We start from the raw sequence: 15,013 nt of genomic DNA, 5'->3' as shown, positions 1-15,013 counted from the left end.
ATCCTTCAGGTAATCGTTAGGTCGTGCTTTTATTGGCCCGGCAGCCATACGCCGCCGGGCAAGACTGCAAAACTAGACGTCCAGCAGCAGACGGGTTGGATCTTCCAGCAGCTCTTTAATCGCGACCAGGAAGCCCACGGACTCGCGGCCGTCGATCAGGCGGTGATCGTAAGAGAGCGCCAGGTACATCATTGGCAGGATCTCAACTTTACCGTCTACCGCCATAGGGCGATCTTTAATGGCATGCATACCCAGGATCGCGCTCTGCGGCGGGTTAATGATCGGGGTAGACATCAGCGAGCCGAATACGCCGCCGTTGGTAATGGTGAAGTTACCGCCGGTCAGGTCGTCTACGGTCAGCTTGCCGTCGCGGCCTTTAACAGCCAGCTCTTTAATGTTTTTCTCGATGTCAGCCATACCCAGGGTATCCACATCACGCAGAACCGGGGTGACCAGGCCGCGTGGAGTAGAAACCGCCATGCTGACGTCGAAATAGTTGTGGTAAACCACGTCATCGCCATCGATAGACGCGTTCACTTCCGGGTAGCGTTTCAGCGCTTCAACTACCGCCTTCACATAGAAGGACATAAAGCCCAGACGGATACCGTGACGTTTTTCAAACGCGTCACCGTACTGCTTGCGCAGGTCCATGATTGGCTTCATGTTCACTTCGTTGAAGGTGGTCAGCATCGCGGTGGAGTTTTTCGCTTCCAGCAGACGCTCGGCCACGCGCTTACGCAGGCGGGTCATCGGCACGCGTTTTTCGCTGCGGGCACCCAGAGCAGGCTGTGCTGCTGGTGCTGCCGCAGGAGCTTTCGCTTCCGCCTGAGCAGGCGCTTTCGCCAGGTGTTTGTCTATGTCTTCGCGGGTCAGACGACCGCCCACACCGGTGCCTTTGATGGCAGCCGGGTCGAGGCTGTGTTCAGCCAGCAGGCGACGGATCGCCGGGCTGAGAGCGTCGTTAGACTGTTCTTCCAAAGAAGCCTGCTGGCGCTGAGCCGGCGTAGAGGCTTTCTCTTCAGATTTCGCGCTGGACTCTTTGCCCGCGCTGTTGCCTTCACGCAGGCGACCCAGGATCTGACGAGAGGTGACGGTGGTACCTTCATCTTCCAGCACCGCGTCCAGAACGCCATCCGCCGAAGCCGGTACTTCCAGTACCACTTTGTCAGTTTCGATTTCTACCAGCACTTCATCGCGCTTAACGGCATCGCCTGGTTTTTTGTGCCAGGTAGCGACGGTCGCATCTGCTACGGATTCAGGCAGGTCGGGAACAAGAATATCTACGCTACTCATTTTGTATCCTTTAATTAATCGACGTTCAGCGCGTCATTGACCAGATCTTGTTGCTGCTTCTGGTGAACGGACATATACCCTACCGCCGGAGAGGCGGAGGCCGGGCGACCTGCATAACGCAGGGCTGACCCAAATGGAATCACTTCACGGAAATGATGCTGGCTGCAGTACCATGCGCCCTGGTTGAGCGGCTCTTCCTGGCACCAGACAAAATCATGTACGTGAGCATATTGTTTCAGCACTTCCTGCATCGCCTGATGCGGGAACGGATAAAGCTGTTCGATACGCACGATGGCGACATCTTTCTGATCGTTCTTGCGGCGCTGTTCCAGCAGGTCGTAATAAACCTTACCAGAACACATCACCACGCGCTTCACGCCCTGCGGATCCAGCTCGTCAATTTCACCGATGGCCGGCTGGAAAGTACCGTTCGCCAGTTCTTCCAGGCTGGACACCGCCAGCGGATGACGCAGCAGGGATTTCGGCGACATCACCACCAGCGGACGGCGCATACCGCGCAGCGCCTGACGACGCAGCATGTGGTAGACCTGAGCCGGGGTGGACGGCACGCAGACCTGCATATTCTGCTCGGCGCAGAGCTGCAGATAACGTTCCAGACGCGCGGAGGAGTGCTCCGGACCCTGACCTTCATAACCGTGCGGCAGCAGCATCACCAGGCCACACATGCGGCCCCACTTCTGCTCGCCGGAAGAGATGAACTGGTCGATAACCACCTGCGCACCGTTGGCGAAGTCACCGAACTGCGCTTCCCAGATGGTCAGGGTACGTGGTTCAGCGGTGGCGTAACCGTATTCGAAGGCCAGAACCGCTTCTTCAGACAGCACGGAGTCCCAGACCTTGAACTGGCCCTGACCGTTGTGCACGTGCTGCAGCGGGGTGTAGGTTGAACCGTTGGACTGGTTGTGAACCACCGCGTGACGGTGGAAGAAGGTCCCGCGGCCCGCATCTTCACCGGACAGACGAACAGGAATGCCTTCGTCAACCAGCGTTGCGTAAGCCAGCGTTTCCGCGCCGCCCCAGTCGAACAGCTTCTCGCCTGCCGCCATGGACTGACGGTCAGCGTAGATTTTCGCCACGCGAGACTGCATCTCGATAGCGTCCGGTACGGTGCTGATGCGTTTAGCCAGCTCCTGCAGGCGCTTCATCTCAACCTTGTTCGGGTAGCTCTCATCCCACTCGTGGTTGAGGTACGGCGACCAGGTAAAGGAGTGCATGTTCATCGGGCGCAGCTCTTTCACCACGCATTCACCCGCATCCAGCGCGTCGCGGTAGAGGTTGACCATTTCGGTCGCATCTTCCAGCGTCGTCACTTTGTCGCTCTCCAGCTTGTCAGCATAGATTTTGCGCGGGGTCGGGTGTTTTTTGATTTTCTGATACATCAACGGCTGGGTTGCACTTGGCTCGTCCGCTTCGTTGTGGCCGTGACGGCGGTAGCAGAAGAGGTCAATGAACACATCGCGTTTAAAGGTATTACGGAAGTCCAGCGCCAGACGGGTAACGAAAGCAACGGCTTCCGGGTCATCCGCGTTAACGTGGAAGATTGGCGCCTGCACCATCTTACCGATGTCGGTGCAGTATGGGGTAGAACGCGCGTCCAATGGGTTAGAGGTGGTGAAGCCCACCTGGTTGTTGATCACGATGCGAACGGTACCGCCCACTTCATAACCACGCGCTTTCGACATGTTCAGGGTTTCCTGAACCACGCCCTGCCCTGTTACCGCCGCATCGCCGTGGATGGTAATTGGCAGAACTTTGTTGCTGCTCGGCTCGTCCAGACGATCCAGACGCGCACGCACGGAACCGATAACCACCGGGCTAACGATTTCCAGGTGTGACGGGTTAAACGCCAGCGCCAGGTGAACCAGACCGCCTTCGGTTTCGATATCCGACGAGAAGCCCATGTGGTACTTCACGTCGCCAGTGCCGAGGTGTTCTTTATGTTTGCCCGCGAACTCGTCGAACAGGTCCTGCGGTTTTTTACCCAGCACGTTGACCAGCACGTTCAGACGACCACGGTGCGCCATGCCCAGTACCACTTCACGGGTGCCGCTCTTGCCTGCGTGACGAATCAGCTCTTTCAGCATCGGCACCAGCGCGTCGCCGCCTTCCAGCGAGAAGCGTTTTGCGCCCGGGAATTTCGCGCCCAGATAGCGCTCAAGCCCTTCCGCTGCGGTCAGTTCGTTCAGGAAGCGTTTTTTCTCGTCAGCCGAGAAGGTCGCGTGGCCCGCTACGGATTCGATACGCTGCTGGATCCAGCGTTTCTCTTCGGTAGAGGTAATGTGCATGTATTCCGCGCCGATGGAGCCGCAGTAGGTTTGCTTGAGCGCGTCAATCAGATCGCCCAGCTTCATCGTGTCTTTGCCGATGGCAAAGGAACCTACGTTAAAGCTTTCCTGGAAATCGGCCTCGGTCAGATCGTGATACGCCGGATCGAGATCGGCCACACGGTCTTGCTGCCACAGTCCCAGCGGATCGAGATTCGCATGCTGGTGACCGCGGAAGCGATAAGCGTTGATGAGCTGCAGGACTTTTACCTGCTTCGCATTGGTGTCAGGGTCGGAAATCGCAGAAGAGTAACGTGAGGCATCCTTCGCCAGACGACGGAAATAATCACGTGTTTTGGAATGGAATTGATCCGGTTTGACCCCTGTGCCAGGCAACTGCTGGAACATGGAACGCCAGTTAGCGTCCACTGAGTCAGGATCGGTTAAGAAGTCTTCATAGAGCTGTTCAATCCAGCTCTGGTTCGCACCAGAAAGGAAAGAAGAGTCCAGCCAGGCTTTCATTGCGCCGTTCTGCATCGTGATCCCTTAAGCATTTTTATGCTTACTTTCGCCGTAGAAACTACCACGCACACCACGTGTACGTGCCGGGGTTCACCTGCGAGCTCTTTTCATTTGGCCCGCGAAGGAACCTTTAGAAACTGTCTAAACTTCAGGGCAGTTTTTAAAGGTTTCTGCAATCTGTTCCCTCTCCCTTTGGGAGAGGGTTAGGGTGAGGGGAACAGCGCTCCCCTCTCACTACTTACGCACTGCGCTGCAGCAGCATCGACTTAATATGGCCGATGGCGCGCGTCGGGTTCAGCCCCTTCGGACACACACTGACGCAGTTCATGATGCTATGGCAGCGGAATACGCTGAAAGCGTCACTCAGCCCTTCCAGACGGCTGTCGGTTTCGGTGTCGCGGCTATCGATCAGGAAGCGATAGGCAGCCAGCAGACCGGCCGGGCCGATAAACTTGTCCGGGTTCCACCAGAACGACGGGCAGGACGTTGAACAGCATGCGCAGAGAATACACTCGTACAACCCATCGAGTTTTTCACGCTGCTCAGGAGACTGTAAGTGCTCGCGAGCGGGTGGATTTTGCCCATTATTCAATAAGTAAGGCTTAATCTTCTCATATTGTGCATAGAATTGCCCCATGTCTACCACCAAATCACGCACGACCGGCAGGCCTGGCAGAGGACGGATAACAATTTTCTGACCAGGACGCTGCAGTGCTGAAATTGGCGTGATGCAGGCCAGGCCATTTTTGCCGTTCATGTTCACACCGTCAGAGCCGCAAACTCCTTCACGGCAGGAGCGGCGGAACGACAGCGTAGGATCTTTTTCTTTCAGCTGGATTAACGCATCCAGCAGCATCATGTCGCGACCTTCTTCCGCTTCCAGGGTGTAGTCCTGCATACGCGGAGCGTCATCAACATCCGGGTTATAACGATAAACTGAGAATTCGAGTTTCATTATCCTGTCTCCGCATTAGTAAGTACGAATCTTCGGCGGGAACGCCGGACGCAGTTTCGGTTCCATGTTGACGCTACGACGCGTCATGGATTCCGACTCTGGCAGATACAGGGAATGGCACAGCCAGTTTTCGTCATCACGATCCGGGAAGTCGAAGCGGCTATGCGCGCCACGGCTTTCGGTACGGAAGTTTGCCGACATCGCCGTCGCGAACGCGGTTTCCATCAGGTTATCCAGCTCCAGGCACTCAACGCGCTGGGTGTTGAATTCGCTGGAGGTGTCGTCCAGACGGGCATTTTTCAGACGCTCGCGGATCGCTTTCAGCTGCTCAAGACCTTTGGCCATCGCGTCGCCTTCGCGGAATACCGAGAAGTTGTGCTGCATACATTCCTGCAGCGCTTTACGGATTTCCACCGGATCTTCGCCGTTACGGTTACCGTTCCAGCGGTTGAGGCGCTCAAGAGAGGCATCAATTTCGTCGTCGGTCGCGTCACGCAGCGCGCCCTGCTCGGCAATGGATTCCTGCAGATGCAGACCGACTGCACGACCAAACACCACCAGGTCCAGCAGGGAGTTGCCGCCCAGGCGGTTTGCACCGTGTACGGATACGCAGGCAATTTCACCCACCGCGAACAGGCCAGGAATCACCACGTCTTCGCCCTGCTCGTTCACTGTCAGCGCCTGACCGGTCACTTTGGTCGGAATACCGCCCATCATGTAGTGGCAGGTTGGGATAACCGGAATCGGCTCTTTCACCGGGTCGACGTGTGCGAAGGTGCGGGACAGTTCCAGGATGCCCGGCAGACGGGACTCCAGAACCTCTTTACCCAGATGGTCGAGCTTCAGCTTGGCGTGTGGACCCCATGGGCCGTCACAGCCGCGGCCTTCACGGATTTCGATCATGATGGAACGCGCCACCACGTCACGACCCGCCAGGTCTTTCGCATTCGGGGCATAACGCTCCATGAAGCGTTCGCCGTGTTTGTTCAGCAGATAGCCACCTTCACCGCGGCAGCCTTCCGTCACCAGAACGCCCGCACCGGCGATACCGGTTGGGTGGAACTGCCACATCTCCATATCCTGAACCGGCACGCCCGCGCGGATAGCCATACCGACGCCGTCACCGGTGTTGATGTGGGCGTTGGTGGTGGACTGATAGATACGGCCTGCGCCGCCGGTAGCCAGCACGGTAGCGCGGGCTTTGAAGTAAACCACTTCACCGGTTTCGATGCACAGCGCGGTACAGCCGACGATTGCGCCATCGGCATTTTTCACCAGATCCAGCGCGTACCACTCGGAGAAGATGGTGGTATGGTTTTTCAGGTTCTGCTGATACAGGGTGTGCAGCAGTGCGTGACCGGTACGGTCAGCCGCCGCCGCGGTGCGCGCCGCCTGCTCGCCGCCGAAGTTTTTCGACTGGCCGCCAAACGGACGCTGATAGATAGTGCCATTTTCCAGACGGGAGAACGGCAGACCCATATGGTCCAGTTCCAGAATCGCTTCCGGGCCGGTTTTACACATATATTCGATGGCATCCTGGTCGCCGATGTAGTCGGAACCTTTTACCGTGTCGTACATGTGCCATTCCCAGTTATCTTCATGGGAGTTACCCAGCGCAACGGTGATACCGCCCTGCGCAGACACAGTGTGGGAACGGGTCGGGAAAACTTTAGAGAGCAGCGCACAGGTCTGGCCGCTCTGGGAAATTTGCAGTGCGGCACGCATACCTGCGCCACCGGCACCAATTACAACAGCATCAAATTCTCTGACTGGCAGTTTCATTACACACCCCACACCACAACGAATCCATAAATAACGTAAACCACCAGTGCAACAACAATGGCCAGCTGCAGTGGGAGGCGAATCGCCAGCGGTTTAACGTAATCGGTCAACACCTGCCACATGCCAATCCAGGCATGAATAAGGATGGAGAACAGAGCCAGCAGGGTGAACACTTTGGTGAAGGCGGATCCGAAGAACCCACTCCAGATTTCCCACGTCAGCGTGCCGCTGGTCGCGAAGAAACCGATCATATAGATGATGTAAAGAGTGAGAACGATGGCGGTAGCACGAACCAGGATGAAGTCATGTACGCCGTTGCGTCCTAATGCGGAGGCGTTGCTTACCATACGAGAACTCCTGCGAGAAGTGAAAGCACGACAGTAATCACAAATGAAATGTTAGCGGAGCGTTTCCCGGCTTCGAAAGTCTCTTCCAGGTAGCCAAAGTCCATCAGCATATGGCGAACACCGACGACGACGTGGTACGCCAGTGCGGTCAGAATGCCCCACATGATGAATTTCACGAAGAAGCTGTTCATGATGGCAGAGGCCTGGAGGAATCCTTCAGGGGAAGAGAGGCTGGTGCCCAGTAACCACAGTAAAATACCGACCGCCACAAACGTAATCACACCTGAAACACGGTGCAGAATGGACGCTATTGCTGTTACAGGGAACCGGATCGTTTTGAGATCCAGATTGACAGGTCTTTGTTTTTTCACATTTCTTATCATGAATAACGCCCACATGCTGTTCTTATTGTTTCCTTCCTCCGGACTGCGATGCGGGTCAAGCAGCGTTCCTTTTCTATAACTGCGCGTCATGCAAAACATTGCTTCCAGATGCTTAAACGACACGTTACAACGCTGGGTGGCTCGGGATTGCAGGGTGTTCCGGAGACCTGGCGGCAGTATAGGCCGTTCACAAAATCATTACAATTAACCTACATACAGTTTGTCGGGTTTTCTCTGGAACAGTGATCAGGGTCACGATAACAACATCTTTTTAATTTTTAATCATCTGATTTGACAAATGTTAAACAATATTGTTACAAACGTCATCAGAAAAGGCATATAATGCGCAAAAGTTATGAGGTCTCTCTTTCACCTGACAAATAGTTATGTAACAGTGTGATGGTATTGACCGAAGTTATCAGGACAGTTATTAGTGATATACAGGTTTGAATAATTCGGACTGCAAAAACGCTGATTTGCTGTTGTTTCACTGATATTTCATTCGTTTACCTGCAAGGCGCCATAGCTCTGTACCCTGGTTTGTCCTCGTGAGCTGAGCGGAAAGCCAAATAACAATCTGGTAACGGTGATTAACAGCTGAAAGCAAATCCGGTAAAGCGCAGTCTTAAGCATAAGGCGCTAAGGAGACCGTAAATGGCTGATACAAAGGCAACGCTCACCCTAAATGGTGACACTGCTATTGAACTGGATGTGCTAAAAGGCACGCTCGGTCAGGATGTTATTGATATCCGTACGCTGGGCTCTAAAGGTGTATTCACCTTTGACCCTGGATTTACCTCTACCGCATCTTGCGAATCCAAAATCACCTACATTGACGGTGACGAAGGTATCCTGCTCCATCGCGGCTTCCCCATCGATCAGTTAGCCACCGAATCCAACTATCTGGAAGTGTGCTACATCCTGCTGAACGGCGAAAAACCAACGCAGGCACAGTACGATGAATTCAAAACCACCGTGACCCGTCACACCATGATCCAGTTCCGCCGTGACTCTCACCCAATGGCGGTGATGTGCGGGATTACCGGTGCGCTGGCGGCGTTCTACCACGACTCCCTTGACGTAAATAACCCGCGTCACCGCGATATCGCGGCGTTCCGCCTGCTGTCCAAAATGCCTACCATGGCGGCGATGTGCTACAAATATTCCATCGGTCAGCCGTTTGTGTATCCGCGCAACGACCTCTCCTACGCGGGTAACTTCCTGCGCATGATGTTCTCCACGCCGTGCGAAGAGTACGAAGTGAACCCGGTGCTGGAACGCGCGATGGACCGTATTCTGATCCTGCACGCTGACCACGAACAGAACGCCTCTACCTCTACCGTCCGTACCGCGGGCTCTTCAGGCGCGAACCCGTTCGCCTGTATCGCTGCGGGCATCGCCTCCCTGTGGGGACCGGCGCACGGCGGCGCGAACGAAGCGGCACTGAAGATGCTGGAAGAGATCAGCACCGTTGAGCACATTCCTGAGTTCGTGCGTCGCGCGAAAGACAAGAATGACTCCTTCCGCCTGATGGGCTTCGGTCACCGTGTTTACAAAAACTACGACCCGCGCGCCACCGTCATGCGTGAGACCTGCCACGAAGTGCTGAAAGAGCTGGGCACCAAAGATGACCTGCTGGAAGTGGCGATGGAGCTGGAACACATCGCGCTGAACGACCCGTACTTCATCGAGAAGAAACTCTACCCGAACGTCGATTTCTACTCTGGCATTATTCTGAAAGCGATGGGCATTCCGTCTTCCATGTTCACCGTGATCTTCGCCATGGCGCGTACCGTGGGCTGGATTGCGCACTGGAACGAAATGCACAGCGAAGGCATGAAAATCGCCCGTCCTCGTCAGCTGTATACCGGCTACGAGCAGCGTGATTTTAAGTCTGATATTAAGCGCTAACAGAAGTTGGGTGCGGCCTGATCCCCTCACCCCGACCCTCCCCCACAGGGAGAGGGTGAAAACCTTAAAAACGGCAACTTTCGTTGCCGTTTTACTTTTATTTCTGGCAGTGTGGGCACCAGTAAAAAGGTCTTGAAGAGAGCATAATCCTGTCAATAATCCCGCCGCATCGCTCACACTTTTTCCCCGCCCGATGAAACACCTTGAACCGGAACAGGGCCCCGTGATGGGTATTCTCATCCACCACGCCGCGCGTGTTGTACGACAGCCGCGGAATATCCAGCAGCGCGTGGGATAACGCCTCCAGCTGTTCATCGCTCAGCTGAGACGCTTTATGCTGCGGCGCCAGTCCGACTTCCCAGAGGATCTCTACCCGCAGGTAGTTGCCAAGCCCGGCCAGAAAGGCCTGGTCGAGGAACAGGCCGGAAAACTGCCGGTTGCGGAATTTGGGGGATAGCAGCCGGGCCTTCACGTCGCTTGCCGTCAGGCGCATGTCCAGCACGTCCGGCCCAACCCGCTGCAGAAACGGGTGCGTCAGCAACTGCTCCGGCGTTAACATTTCGATATCCGACGCGCTATAGAGCAGGATCGCTTTATCCGCCGTTTGCAGCCTGACGCGGAGCACGCGGGTGGTTTGCGGCTGCTCGCCCGCCTCCACCACGCGCCAGACGCCGTAAAGCTGATTATGGCTATATAACGTCAGGTTATGGGAAAAGTGCGTAAGCAGGGCCTTGCCGCGCGTTTCAATATGAGTCACCGTCTGGCCCACCAGCTGTGATTCAAACGGTTTTAGCTGAGGAAAAGCAAACCAGGCATCCGTCAGGGGTTTGCCCTTTATCGCCGTCTCGAGGCTATCCGCCGCGCGGCGGATCTCTGGGCCTTCTGGCATTTTTGTGTCCTTTAATGATTAGTCTGCGCTGACAAGAATGCCCTCTTCAGAGAACGCTGCCCGCAAGCGGCGCGCGAACTGGAGCGCATGCTCGCCATCGCCGTGTAAACATACCGTATCGGCCTGAACGTGTGCCGGTGTTCCATCCACGGCAATCACCCGCCCGGCGCGCACCATCTCGAGCGTCTGCGCCAGCGCTTTACCTTCGTCGGTAATCAGCGCGCCGGCCTGCGTCCGCGGCACCAGGCTGCCGTCCGGCTGATATCCCCGATCGGCAAACACTTCCTGACGCGTGGTCAGCCCCAGCCGTTGTCCGGCGCGAATCAGCTCGCTGCCCGCCAGACCCACAAGGATCAGCTGCGGGTTGCAGTCCCGCACCGCGCGGGCAATGGCGTCCGCCAGATCGGCATCTTTCGCTGCCTGGTTGTAGAGCATGCCGTGCGGCTTCACGTGGCGCATCACATCGTTCTGGGCGCGCACCATCCCATCCAGCGCGCCGATCTGGTAGAGCACCTGAGCGTAGACCGTCTCAGGGGGCAGATCCATCGCCGTACGGCCAAAGTTTTCCCGATCGGGAAAGCTGGGGTGAGCCCCAATCGCGACGCCGTTTTTAATGGCATTACGCACGCTCTCCAACATGGTTTGGGCATCGCCCGCGTGAAAGCCGCAGGCGATATTGACCGAGGTGACCAGGGTCATCAGTTCCGCATCAGCGCAGCTTCCCTCGCCCAGATCGGCGTTTAAATCAATCTTTGCCATCAAGCCTCCACGCCAGCTGTTCGAGATAACGCTGCTGATCCTGCCGGGCCTTCAGCGCCTCCTCCAGCGAACACTGCACGAAGTGAATCGGCTGGCCGAGAGGTATTTGCGCCAGATGGTAGCGATCCGCTTCAATGATGCAGGCAATGCGTGGATAGCCGCCGGTCGTTTGCGCATCGTTCATTAACACGATGGGCTGACCGTTCCCCGGCACCTGAATAACCCCCGGCAATAAACCGTGGGAGAGCAGTTCCCGGTCCGTCGTGCGGGTCAGCGGCTGACCCTGCAGGCGGTAGCCCATGCGGTTACTTTGCGGGCTGATCTTCCACGGCGCGCGCCAGAAGGACTCTTTAGACGCCTCGTCAAACTCATGATATTCGGGCCCCGGTAAGGCGCGGATCTGGTTTCCCCACAGCAGCTGTTTTACGCCCTGTGTGGTCGAGAAATGGCGCGCGGAGGGTTTGATTGCCAGCCGATCGCCGTCGCGCAACAAACGTCCTTCGTGACCGCCGATCCCGGCCTTCTGATCGGTACTGGACGAGCCCAGCACCTCCGACACGTCGATGCCCCCCGCCACCGCGAGATAGCTACGCACGCCGTGCAGCGGACGTTTGAGCGTCAGGCGCTGCCCGGCTTTCGCTCTTAGCCGCCAGCCGGTCCACACCGCTTTGCCATCCAACGTTGCATCACACCCTGCGCCGGTTAAGGCAAACCAGGTTTCCTGACCAAACTCAATCACACACTGACCCAGCGTAATTTCTAGCGCCGCCGTGCTGCCTGGGTTGCCCACAAGCAGGTTGGCAATCTCCAGCGAAGGACGGTCAAGCGCACCGCAGTAGCTCACGCCCGACTGGCGCAGACCAAAGCGGCCGGCATCCTGTACGGAGGTGTAAAGCCCGGCGCGAATAAGCGTTAACATACCCCCTCCTTCTGCGGGATAAAGCGAAGGGTATCGCCGGGACGCAGGAGTATTGGCGTCTCCAGCCCGGGTTCAAATAACGGTGTCGCGGTATGCCCAATAAGCTGCCAGCCGCCAGGCGATGTCAGCGGATAAACGCCGGTCTGCTCGCCGCCGATAGCCACCGTCCCCGCCGGCACGCTCAGGCGCGGCTCGGCACGGCGTGGCGTATGCAGCCGGGGAGATAACCCGCCCAGATACGGGAATCCGGGCTGAAATCCCAGGAACCAGACCACGTAGTCAACCGAGCTGTGCAGCTCAACTACCTGCTTTTCAGTTAATCCGCAGTGGTCTGCCACCACGCCCAGATCCGGCCCACCCGTACCGCCATAAACGACCGGGATCTCAATGGCACGCGATTCCGGCTCCAGCGCCTCGCTCTCTTCCCACCAGCGCTGCAAACGTTCAATGGCATCGAGGGCCAGCGTGTGCGGGCTACGTAGCACCACCGTGATGTTATTCATCCCCGGAATGGCTTCAACCACGTCGGGCATGTCGGCCAGACGCTGGGTCAGCCGCCAGATACGCTTTTGCGTGGCAAGCGTCACCGGTGGTTCAAGCTCCAGAACCACGGCGGTCTCACCCAGAAGATAACAACGCGCTCGCTGCACTTAACTACCTCTCGTCAGGCCGGGTTAGGGATATCAATAAAGGTCACATCCAGATCGGTATTTTCCGTCAGCCACTCGCTGAGGGCGCGAATACCGCCGCGCTCGGTGGCGTGATGGCCAGCCGCATAAAAATGCAGCCCCTGTTCACGCGCCGAATGAATGGTCTGCTCGGAAACCTCGCCGGTGATAAAAGCATCAACGCCAAAACGCGCGGCGCTGTCGATAAAGCCCTGACCACCGCCGGTACACCATGCGACACGCTTCACCGTATCCGGACCGGTATCACCGCTCCACAGCGGGCGACGGCCCAGGCGCGCTTCAATCCACGACGCCAGCTCCAGCCCCGGAACCGGCATCGCCAGCTCGCCCCACGGCACCAGCGGTTCAATTTCACCCATCACGGTAATCCCCAGTAGCTGCGCCAGCTGGACGTTGTTGCCGAGCTCCGGGTGTGCATCCAGCGGCAGATGGTAGCCGTACAGGTTGATGTCATTAGCCAGCAGCGTTTTCAGACGATTGCGCTTCATCCCGCGAATAATCGGCGATTCGTTTTTCCAGAAGTAACCGTGATGAACAATCACCGCGTCGGCGTTCTGACGAACGGCCTCGTCCAGCAGCGCCTGGCTTGCCGTCACGCCGGTGATAATTTTTTGCACCGTCTCACGGCCTTCAACCTGGAGCCCGTTCGGGCCGTAATCGCTGAAAGAGGTACTGTTCAGTTTTTCGTTAATCAGGCTTTCCAGTTCGCTGTTTTTCATCATCACTCTCTTATGCTTTGCGGGCAGCTTCGTACGCCGCCAGCGTGGCGACACGCGCCTGTTTATGGTCGACAATCGGACGAGGGTAATCCAGCTTTACACGCTGTTTATCCGCCCATGCCCACGGTTCGTGGATCGTTTTAGCAGGTATTCCGTTAAGCTCGGGAACCCAGCGGCGGATAAACTCGCCGTCCGCATCAAATTTTTGCCCCTGGGTGGTCGGATTAAAAATCCGGAAATAGGGTGCGGCATCGGTGCCGGTAGAGGCCGCCCACTGCCAGCCGCCGTTATTCGCCGCGAGATCGCCATCGATCAGCTGAGAGATAAAATAGCGCTCTCCGATACGCCAGTCGATAAGCAGATCCTTCACCAGAAAGCTGGCGGTAATCATCCGCAGGCGGTTGTGCATCCACCCCGTCTCATTAAGCTGACGCATGGCGGCATCGACTATCGGATAGCCTGTCTGCCCACTTTGCCAGGCTTTCAGCTGCTTATCATTCGATTGCCACTTTACGTTATCGGTCCAGGGAATGAACGGACGATGTTTACAGAGAGCGGGATGATACGTCATCAGATGGCGATAAAACTCGCGCCAGACAAGTTCATTCAGCCAGACAGACCCTGCGCCGCCCTCCAGCGCCTGCGGCTGCTCCGCCAGCAGACGGTGCAAACACTGGCGCGGTGAGATCGCGCCCAGCGCCAGACAGGCCGACAGGCGGCTGGTGCCCTCGATGGCGGGAAAATCCCGACGCGCGTCGTAATAGCCCGCGTCCTGCTTGCAGAACTGGCGCAGTTGAGCGATGGCCGCTTTTTCATCGGCAGGGAACAGCGCTTCATCAAACGGCTGCTGAGGGTAATCAAACGTCAGCTCAGACAGCTCTTTTATGGCTTCGCCTCGCACGGCAGGCGCGGCAACGCACTCCGGCAGCGCCTCTTTCAGACGTTTGATAAAGGCATTTTTGAACGGCGTAAAAACTTTATACATCTCGTGGTTGCCGGTCATCACGCTGCCCGGCGCCAGCATCACGCTGTCATCAAACCCTTCGCAGACCACCCCTTCCAGCATCTTCTCCAGCTGACGGTCGCGCTGCTGCTCGTTGAATTCGTACTGGTAGTTGTAGAAAAGATGCGTAACCTCGTGCTGCTTACAGATCTCCTGCACCGTCTGAAGCTGTGCGGCAAAATCATTCACCTCTTTATAAATCAGCGGTATGCCTTTTCCGGCAAGCGAGTGCTGCAGATCGTTCAGATACGCCCGGAGCAAGGCCGCCTGCCGGGGGGCCATATCGTGCTGCCGCCACTGCTCGGGCGTGCCCATAAACAGTGCCAGTACGTTAGCGTCTTTGGCGCGGCATGCTGCCGCAAGGGCGATGTTGTCATGTACGCGCAGGTCCGCGCGAAACCAAACCAGATGGGTGGGCATAAAACTCCAGGCAATTATCCATTATGTCCGTAAGGGCATGCCGTAAAAGGAAAAAGCATGCATTGAACTACTTTGCCATGAAGTGTAGACGGGATGAAATAAAAAAGGCCGCCCGAGGCGGCCTTAGCGCTACTTGT

The 15,013-nt window shown here is 56.8% G+C and carries 13 protein-coding genes; 1 reads left to right on the top strand and 12 read right to left on the bottom strand.

The genetic code is table 11. The features are described from left to right. Positions 1-72: 72 nt before the first annotated feature. The 6 genes from odhB to sdhC form a co-directional block, all read right to left on the bottom strand. Positions 73-1,293, bottom strand: coding sequence for a 2-oxoglutarate dehydrogenase complex dihydrolipoyllysine-residue succinyltransferase (odhB, locus tag LA04_RS04455; protein WP_008501093.1), 1,221 nt, complete (start codon positions 1,291-1,293; stop codon positions 73-75). A 14-nt stretch (positions 1,294-1,307) separates the two neighbouring features. Continuing rightward, complete coding sequence (gene sucA / locus LA04_RS04450) at positions 1,308-4,115, bottom strand: 2-oxoglutarate dehydrogenase E1 component (protein ID WP_047650601.1); 2,808 nt, start codon at positions 4,113-4,115, stop codon at positions 1,308-1,310. A gap of 223 nt (positions 4,116-4,338) precedes the next feature. Then, positions 4,339-5,055 carry a succinate dehydrogenase iron-sulfur subunit SdhB gene (sdhB, locus tag LA04_RS04445; RefSeq protein WP_008501090.1) on the bottom strand — a complete coding sequence of 239 codons (717 nt, stop codon included), beginning with the start codon at positions 5,053-5,055 and terminating at the stop codon, positions 4,339-4,341. A gap of 15 nt (positions 5,056-5,070) precedes the next feature. Beyond that, positions 5,071-6,837 (bottom strand): succinate dehydrogenase flavoprotein subunit, encoded by a 1,767-nt coding sequence (gene sdhA / locus LA04_RS04440; protein ID WP_023310789.1) that lies wholly within the window; start codon positions 6,835-6,837, stop codon positions 5,071-5,073. Beyond that, entirely contained in the window at positions 6,837-7,184 is a 348-nt protein-coding gene (gene sdhD / locus LA04_RS04435; RefSeq protein ID WP_008501088.1) for a succinate dehydrogenase membrane anchor subunit, read from the bottom strand. The genes sdhA and sdhD overlap by 1 nt, the downstream gene beginning before the upstream one ends. Then, positions 7,178-7,582, bottom strand: coding sequence for a succinate dehydrogenase cytochrome b556 subunit (gene sdhC, locus LA04_RS04430; protein ID WP_020684965.1), 405 nt, complete (start codon positions 7,580-7,582; stop codon positions 7,178-7,180). The genes sdhD and sdhC overlap by 7 nt, the downstream gene beginning before the upstream one ends. A 639-nt stretch (positions 7,583-8,221) precedes the next feature. On the opposite strand from sdhC, the gene LA04_RS04425 reads away from it, so the two are divergent. Beyond that, the gene (locus LA04_RS04425; protein WP_047650600.1) at positions 8,222-9,478 is read left to right on the top strand and encodes a citrate synthase; all 1,257 of its coding nucleotides are present in this window, start codon (positions 8,222-8,224) and stop codon (positions 9,476-9,478) included. A gap of 97 nt (positions 9,479-9,575) precedes the next feature. Here the strand turns inward: LA04_RS04425 and nei are convergent, their stop codons facing one another. From nei to phrB, 6 genes are read right to left on the bottom strand one after another with little or no spacing between them, the layout of a single operon-like run. Then, on the bottom strand, positions 9,576-10,367 hold the full coding sequence (gene nei, locus LA04_RS04420; RefSeq protein WP_047650599.1) for an endonuclease VIII: 792 nt from the start codon (positions 10,365-10,367) through the stop codon (positions 9,576-9,578). Between the two features lie 18 nt (positions 10,368-10,385). After that, positions 10,386-11,126: a 5-oxoprolinase subunit PxpA gene (gene pxpA / locus LA04_RS04415; RefSeq protein ID WP_047650598.1), complete on the bottom strand. Its 741-nt coding sequence runs from the start codon at positions 11,124-11,126 to the stop codon at positions 10,386-10,388. After that, a complete protein-coding gene (pxpC, locus tag LA04_RS04410) occupies positions 11,113-12,045 on the bottom strand; it encodes a 5-oxoprolinase subunit PxpC (RefSeq protein ID WP_047650597.1) in 933 nt (310 codons plus the stop codon). The genes pxpA and pxpC overlap by 14 nt, the downstream gene beginning before the upstream one ends. Then, positions 12,039-12,695, bottom strand: a complete 657-nt coding sequence (gene pxpB, locus LA04_RS04405) for a 5-oxoprolinase subunit PxpB (RefSeq protein WP_047650596.1) — start codon at positions 12,693-12,695, stop codon at positions 12,039-12,041. Before pxpB ends, pxpC begins: the two co-directional genes overlap by 7 nt. A gap of 14 nt (positions 12,696-12,709) precedes the next feature. Then, a complete protein-coding gene (locus LA04_RS04400; RefSeq protein WP_023310783.1) occupies positions 12,710-13,453 on the bottom strand; it encodes a type 2 GTP cyclohydrolase I in 744 nt (247 codons plus the stop codon). A 10-nt stretch (positions 13,454-13,463) separates the two neighbouring features. Then, on the bottom strand, positions 13,464-14,876 hold the full coding sequence (gene phrB, locus LA04_RS04395; protein WP_047650595.1) for a deoxyribodipyrimidine photo-lyase: 1,413 nt from the start codon (positions 14,874-14,876) through the stop codon (positions 13,464-13,466). Positions 14,877-15,013 lie beyond the last annotated feature (137 nt).

It is taken from the genome of Enterobacter sp. UCD-UG_FMILLET, from assembly GCF_000762975.1.
Lineage (GTDB): Bacteria > Pseudomonadota > Gammaproteobacteria > Enterobacterales > Enterobacteriaceae > Enterobacter > Enterobacter dykesii.
Note: the sequence above shows the minus strand (reverse complement) of the source record. Positions and strands in the feature narration are given on the sequence as shown.

Excerpts from the sequence above, each read along its gene's own strand:
- sdhC (WP_020684965.1), bottom strand. The coding sequence starts at position 7,582 with ATGTGGGCGTTATTCATGATAAGAAATGTGAAAAAACAAAGACCTGTC.
- LA04_RS04425 (WP_047650600.1), top strand. The coding sequence starts at position 8,222 with ATGGCTGATACAAAGGCAACGCTCACCCTAAATGGTGACACTGCTATT.
- sdhD (WP_008501088.1), bottom strand. The coding sequence starts at position 7,184 with ATGGTAAGCAACGCCTCCGCATTAGGACGCAACGGCGTACATGACTTC.
- sdhB (WP_008501090.1), bottom strand. The coding sequence starts at position 5,055 with ATGAAACTCGAATTCTCAGTTTATCGTTATAACCCGGATGTTGATGAC.
- odhB (WP_008501093.1), bottom strand. The coding sequence starts at position 1,293 with ATGAGTAGCGTAGATATTCTTGTTCCCGACCTGCCTGAATCCGTAGCA.
- pxpA (WP_047650598.1), bottom strand. The coding sequence starts at position 11,126 with ATGGCAAAGATTGATTTAAACGCCGATCTGGGCGAGGGAAGCTGCGCT.
- sucA (WP_047650601.1), bottom strand. The coding sequence starts at position 4,115 with ATGCAGAACGGCGCAATGAAAGCCTGGCTGGACTCTTCTTTCCTTTCT.
- sdhA (WP_023310789.1), bottom strand. The coding sequence starts at position 6,837 with ATGAAACTGCCAGTCAGAGAATTTGATGCTGTTGTAATTGGTGCCGGT.
- nei (WP_047650599.1), bottom strand. The coding sequence starts at position 10,367 with ATGCCAGAAGGCCCAGAGATCCGCCGCGCGGCGGATAGCCTCGAGACG.
- LA04_RS04400 (WP_023310783.1), bottom strand. The coding sequence starts at position 13,453 with ATGAAAAACAGCGAACTGGAAAGCCTGATTAACGAAAAACTGAACAGT.
- phrB (WP_047650595.1), bottom strand. The coding sequence starts at position 14,876 with ATGCCCACCCATCTGGTTTGGTTTCGCGCGGACCTGCGCGTACATGAC.
- pxpC (WP_047650597.1), bottom strand. The coding sequence starts at position 12,045 with ATGTTAACGCTTATTCGCGCCGGGCTTTACACCTCCGTACAGGATGCC.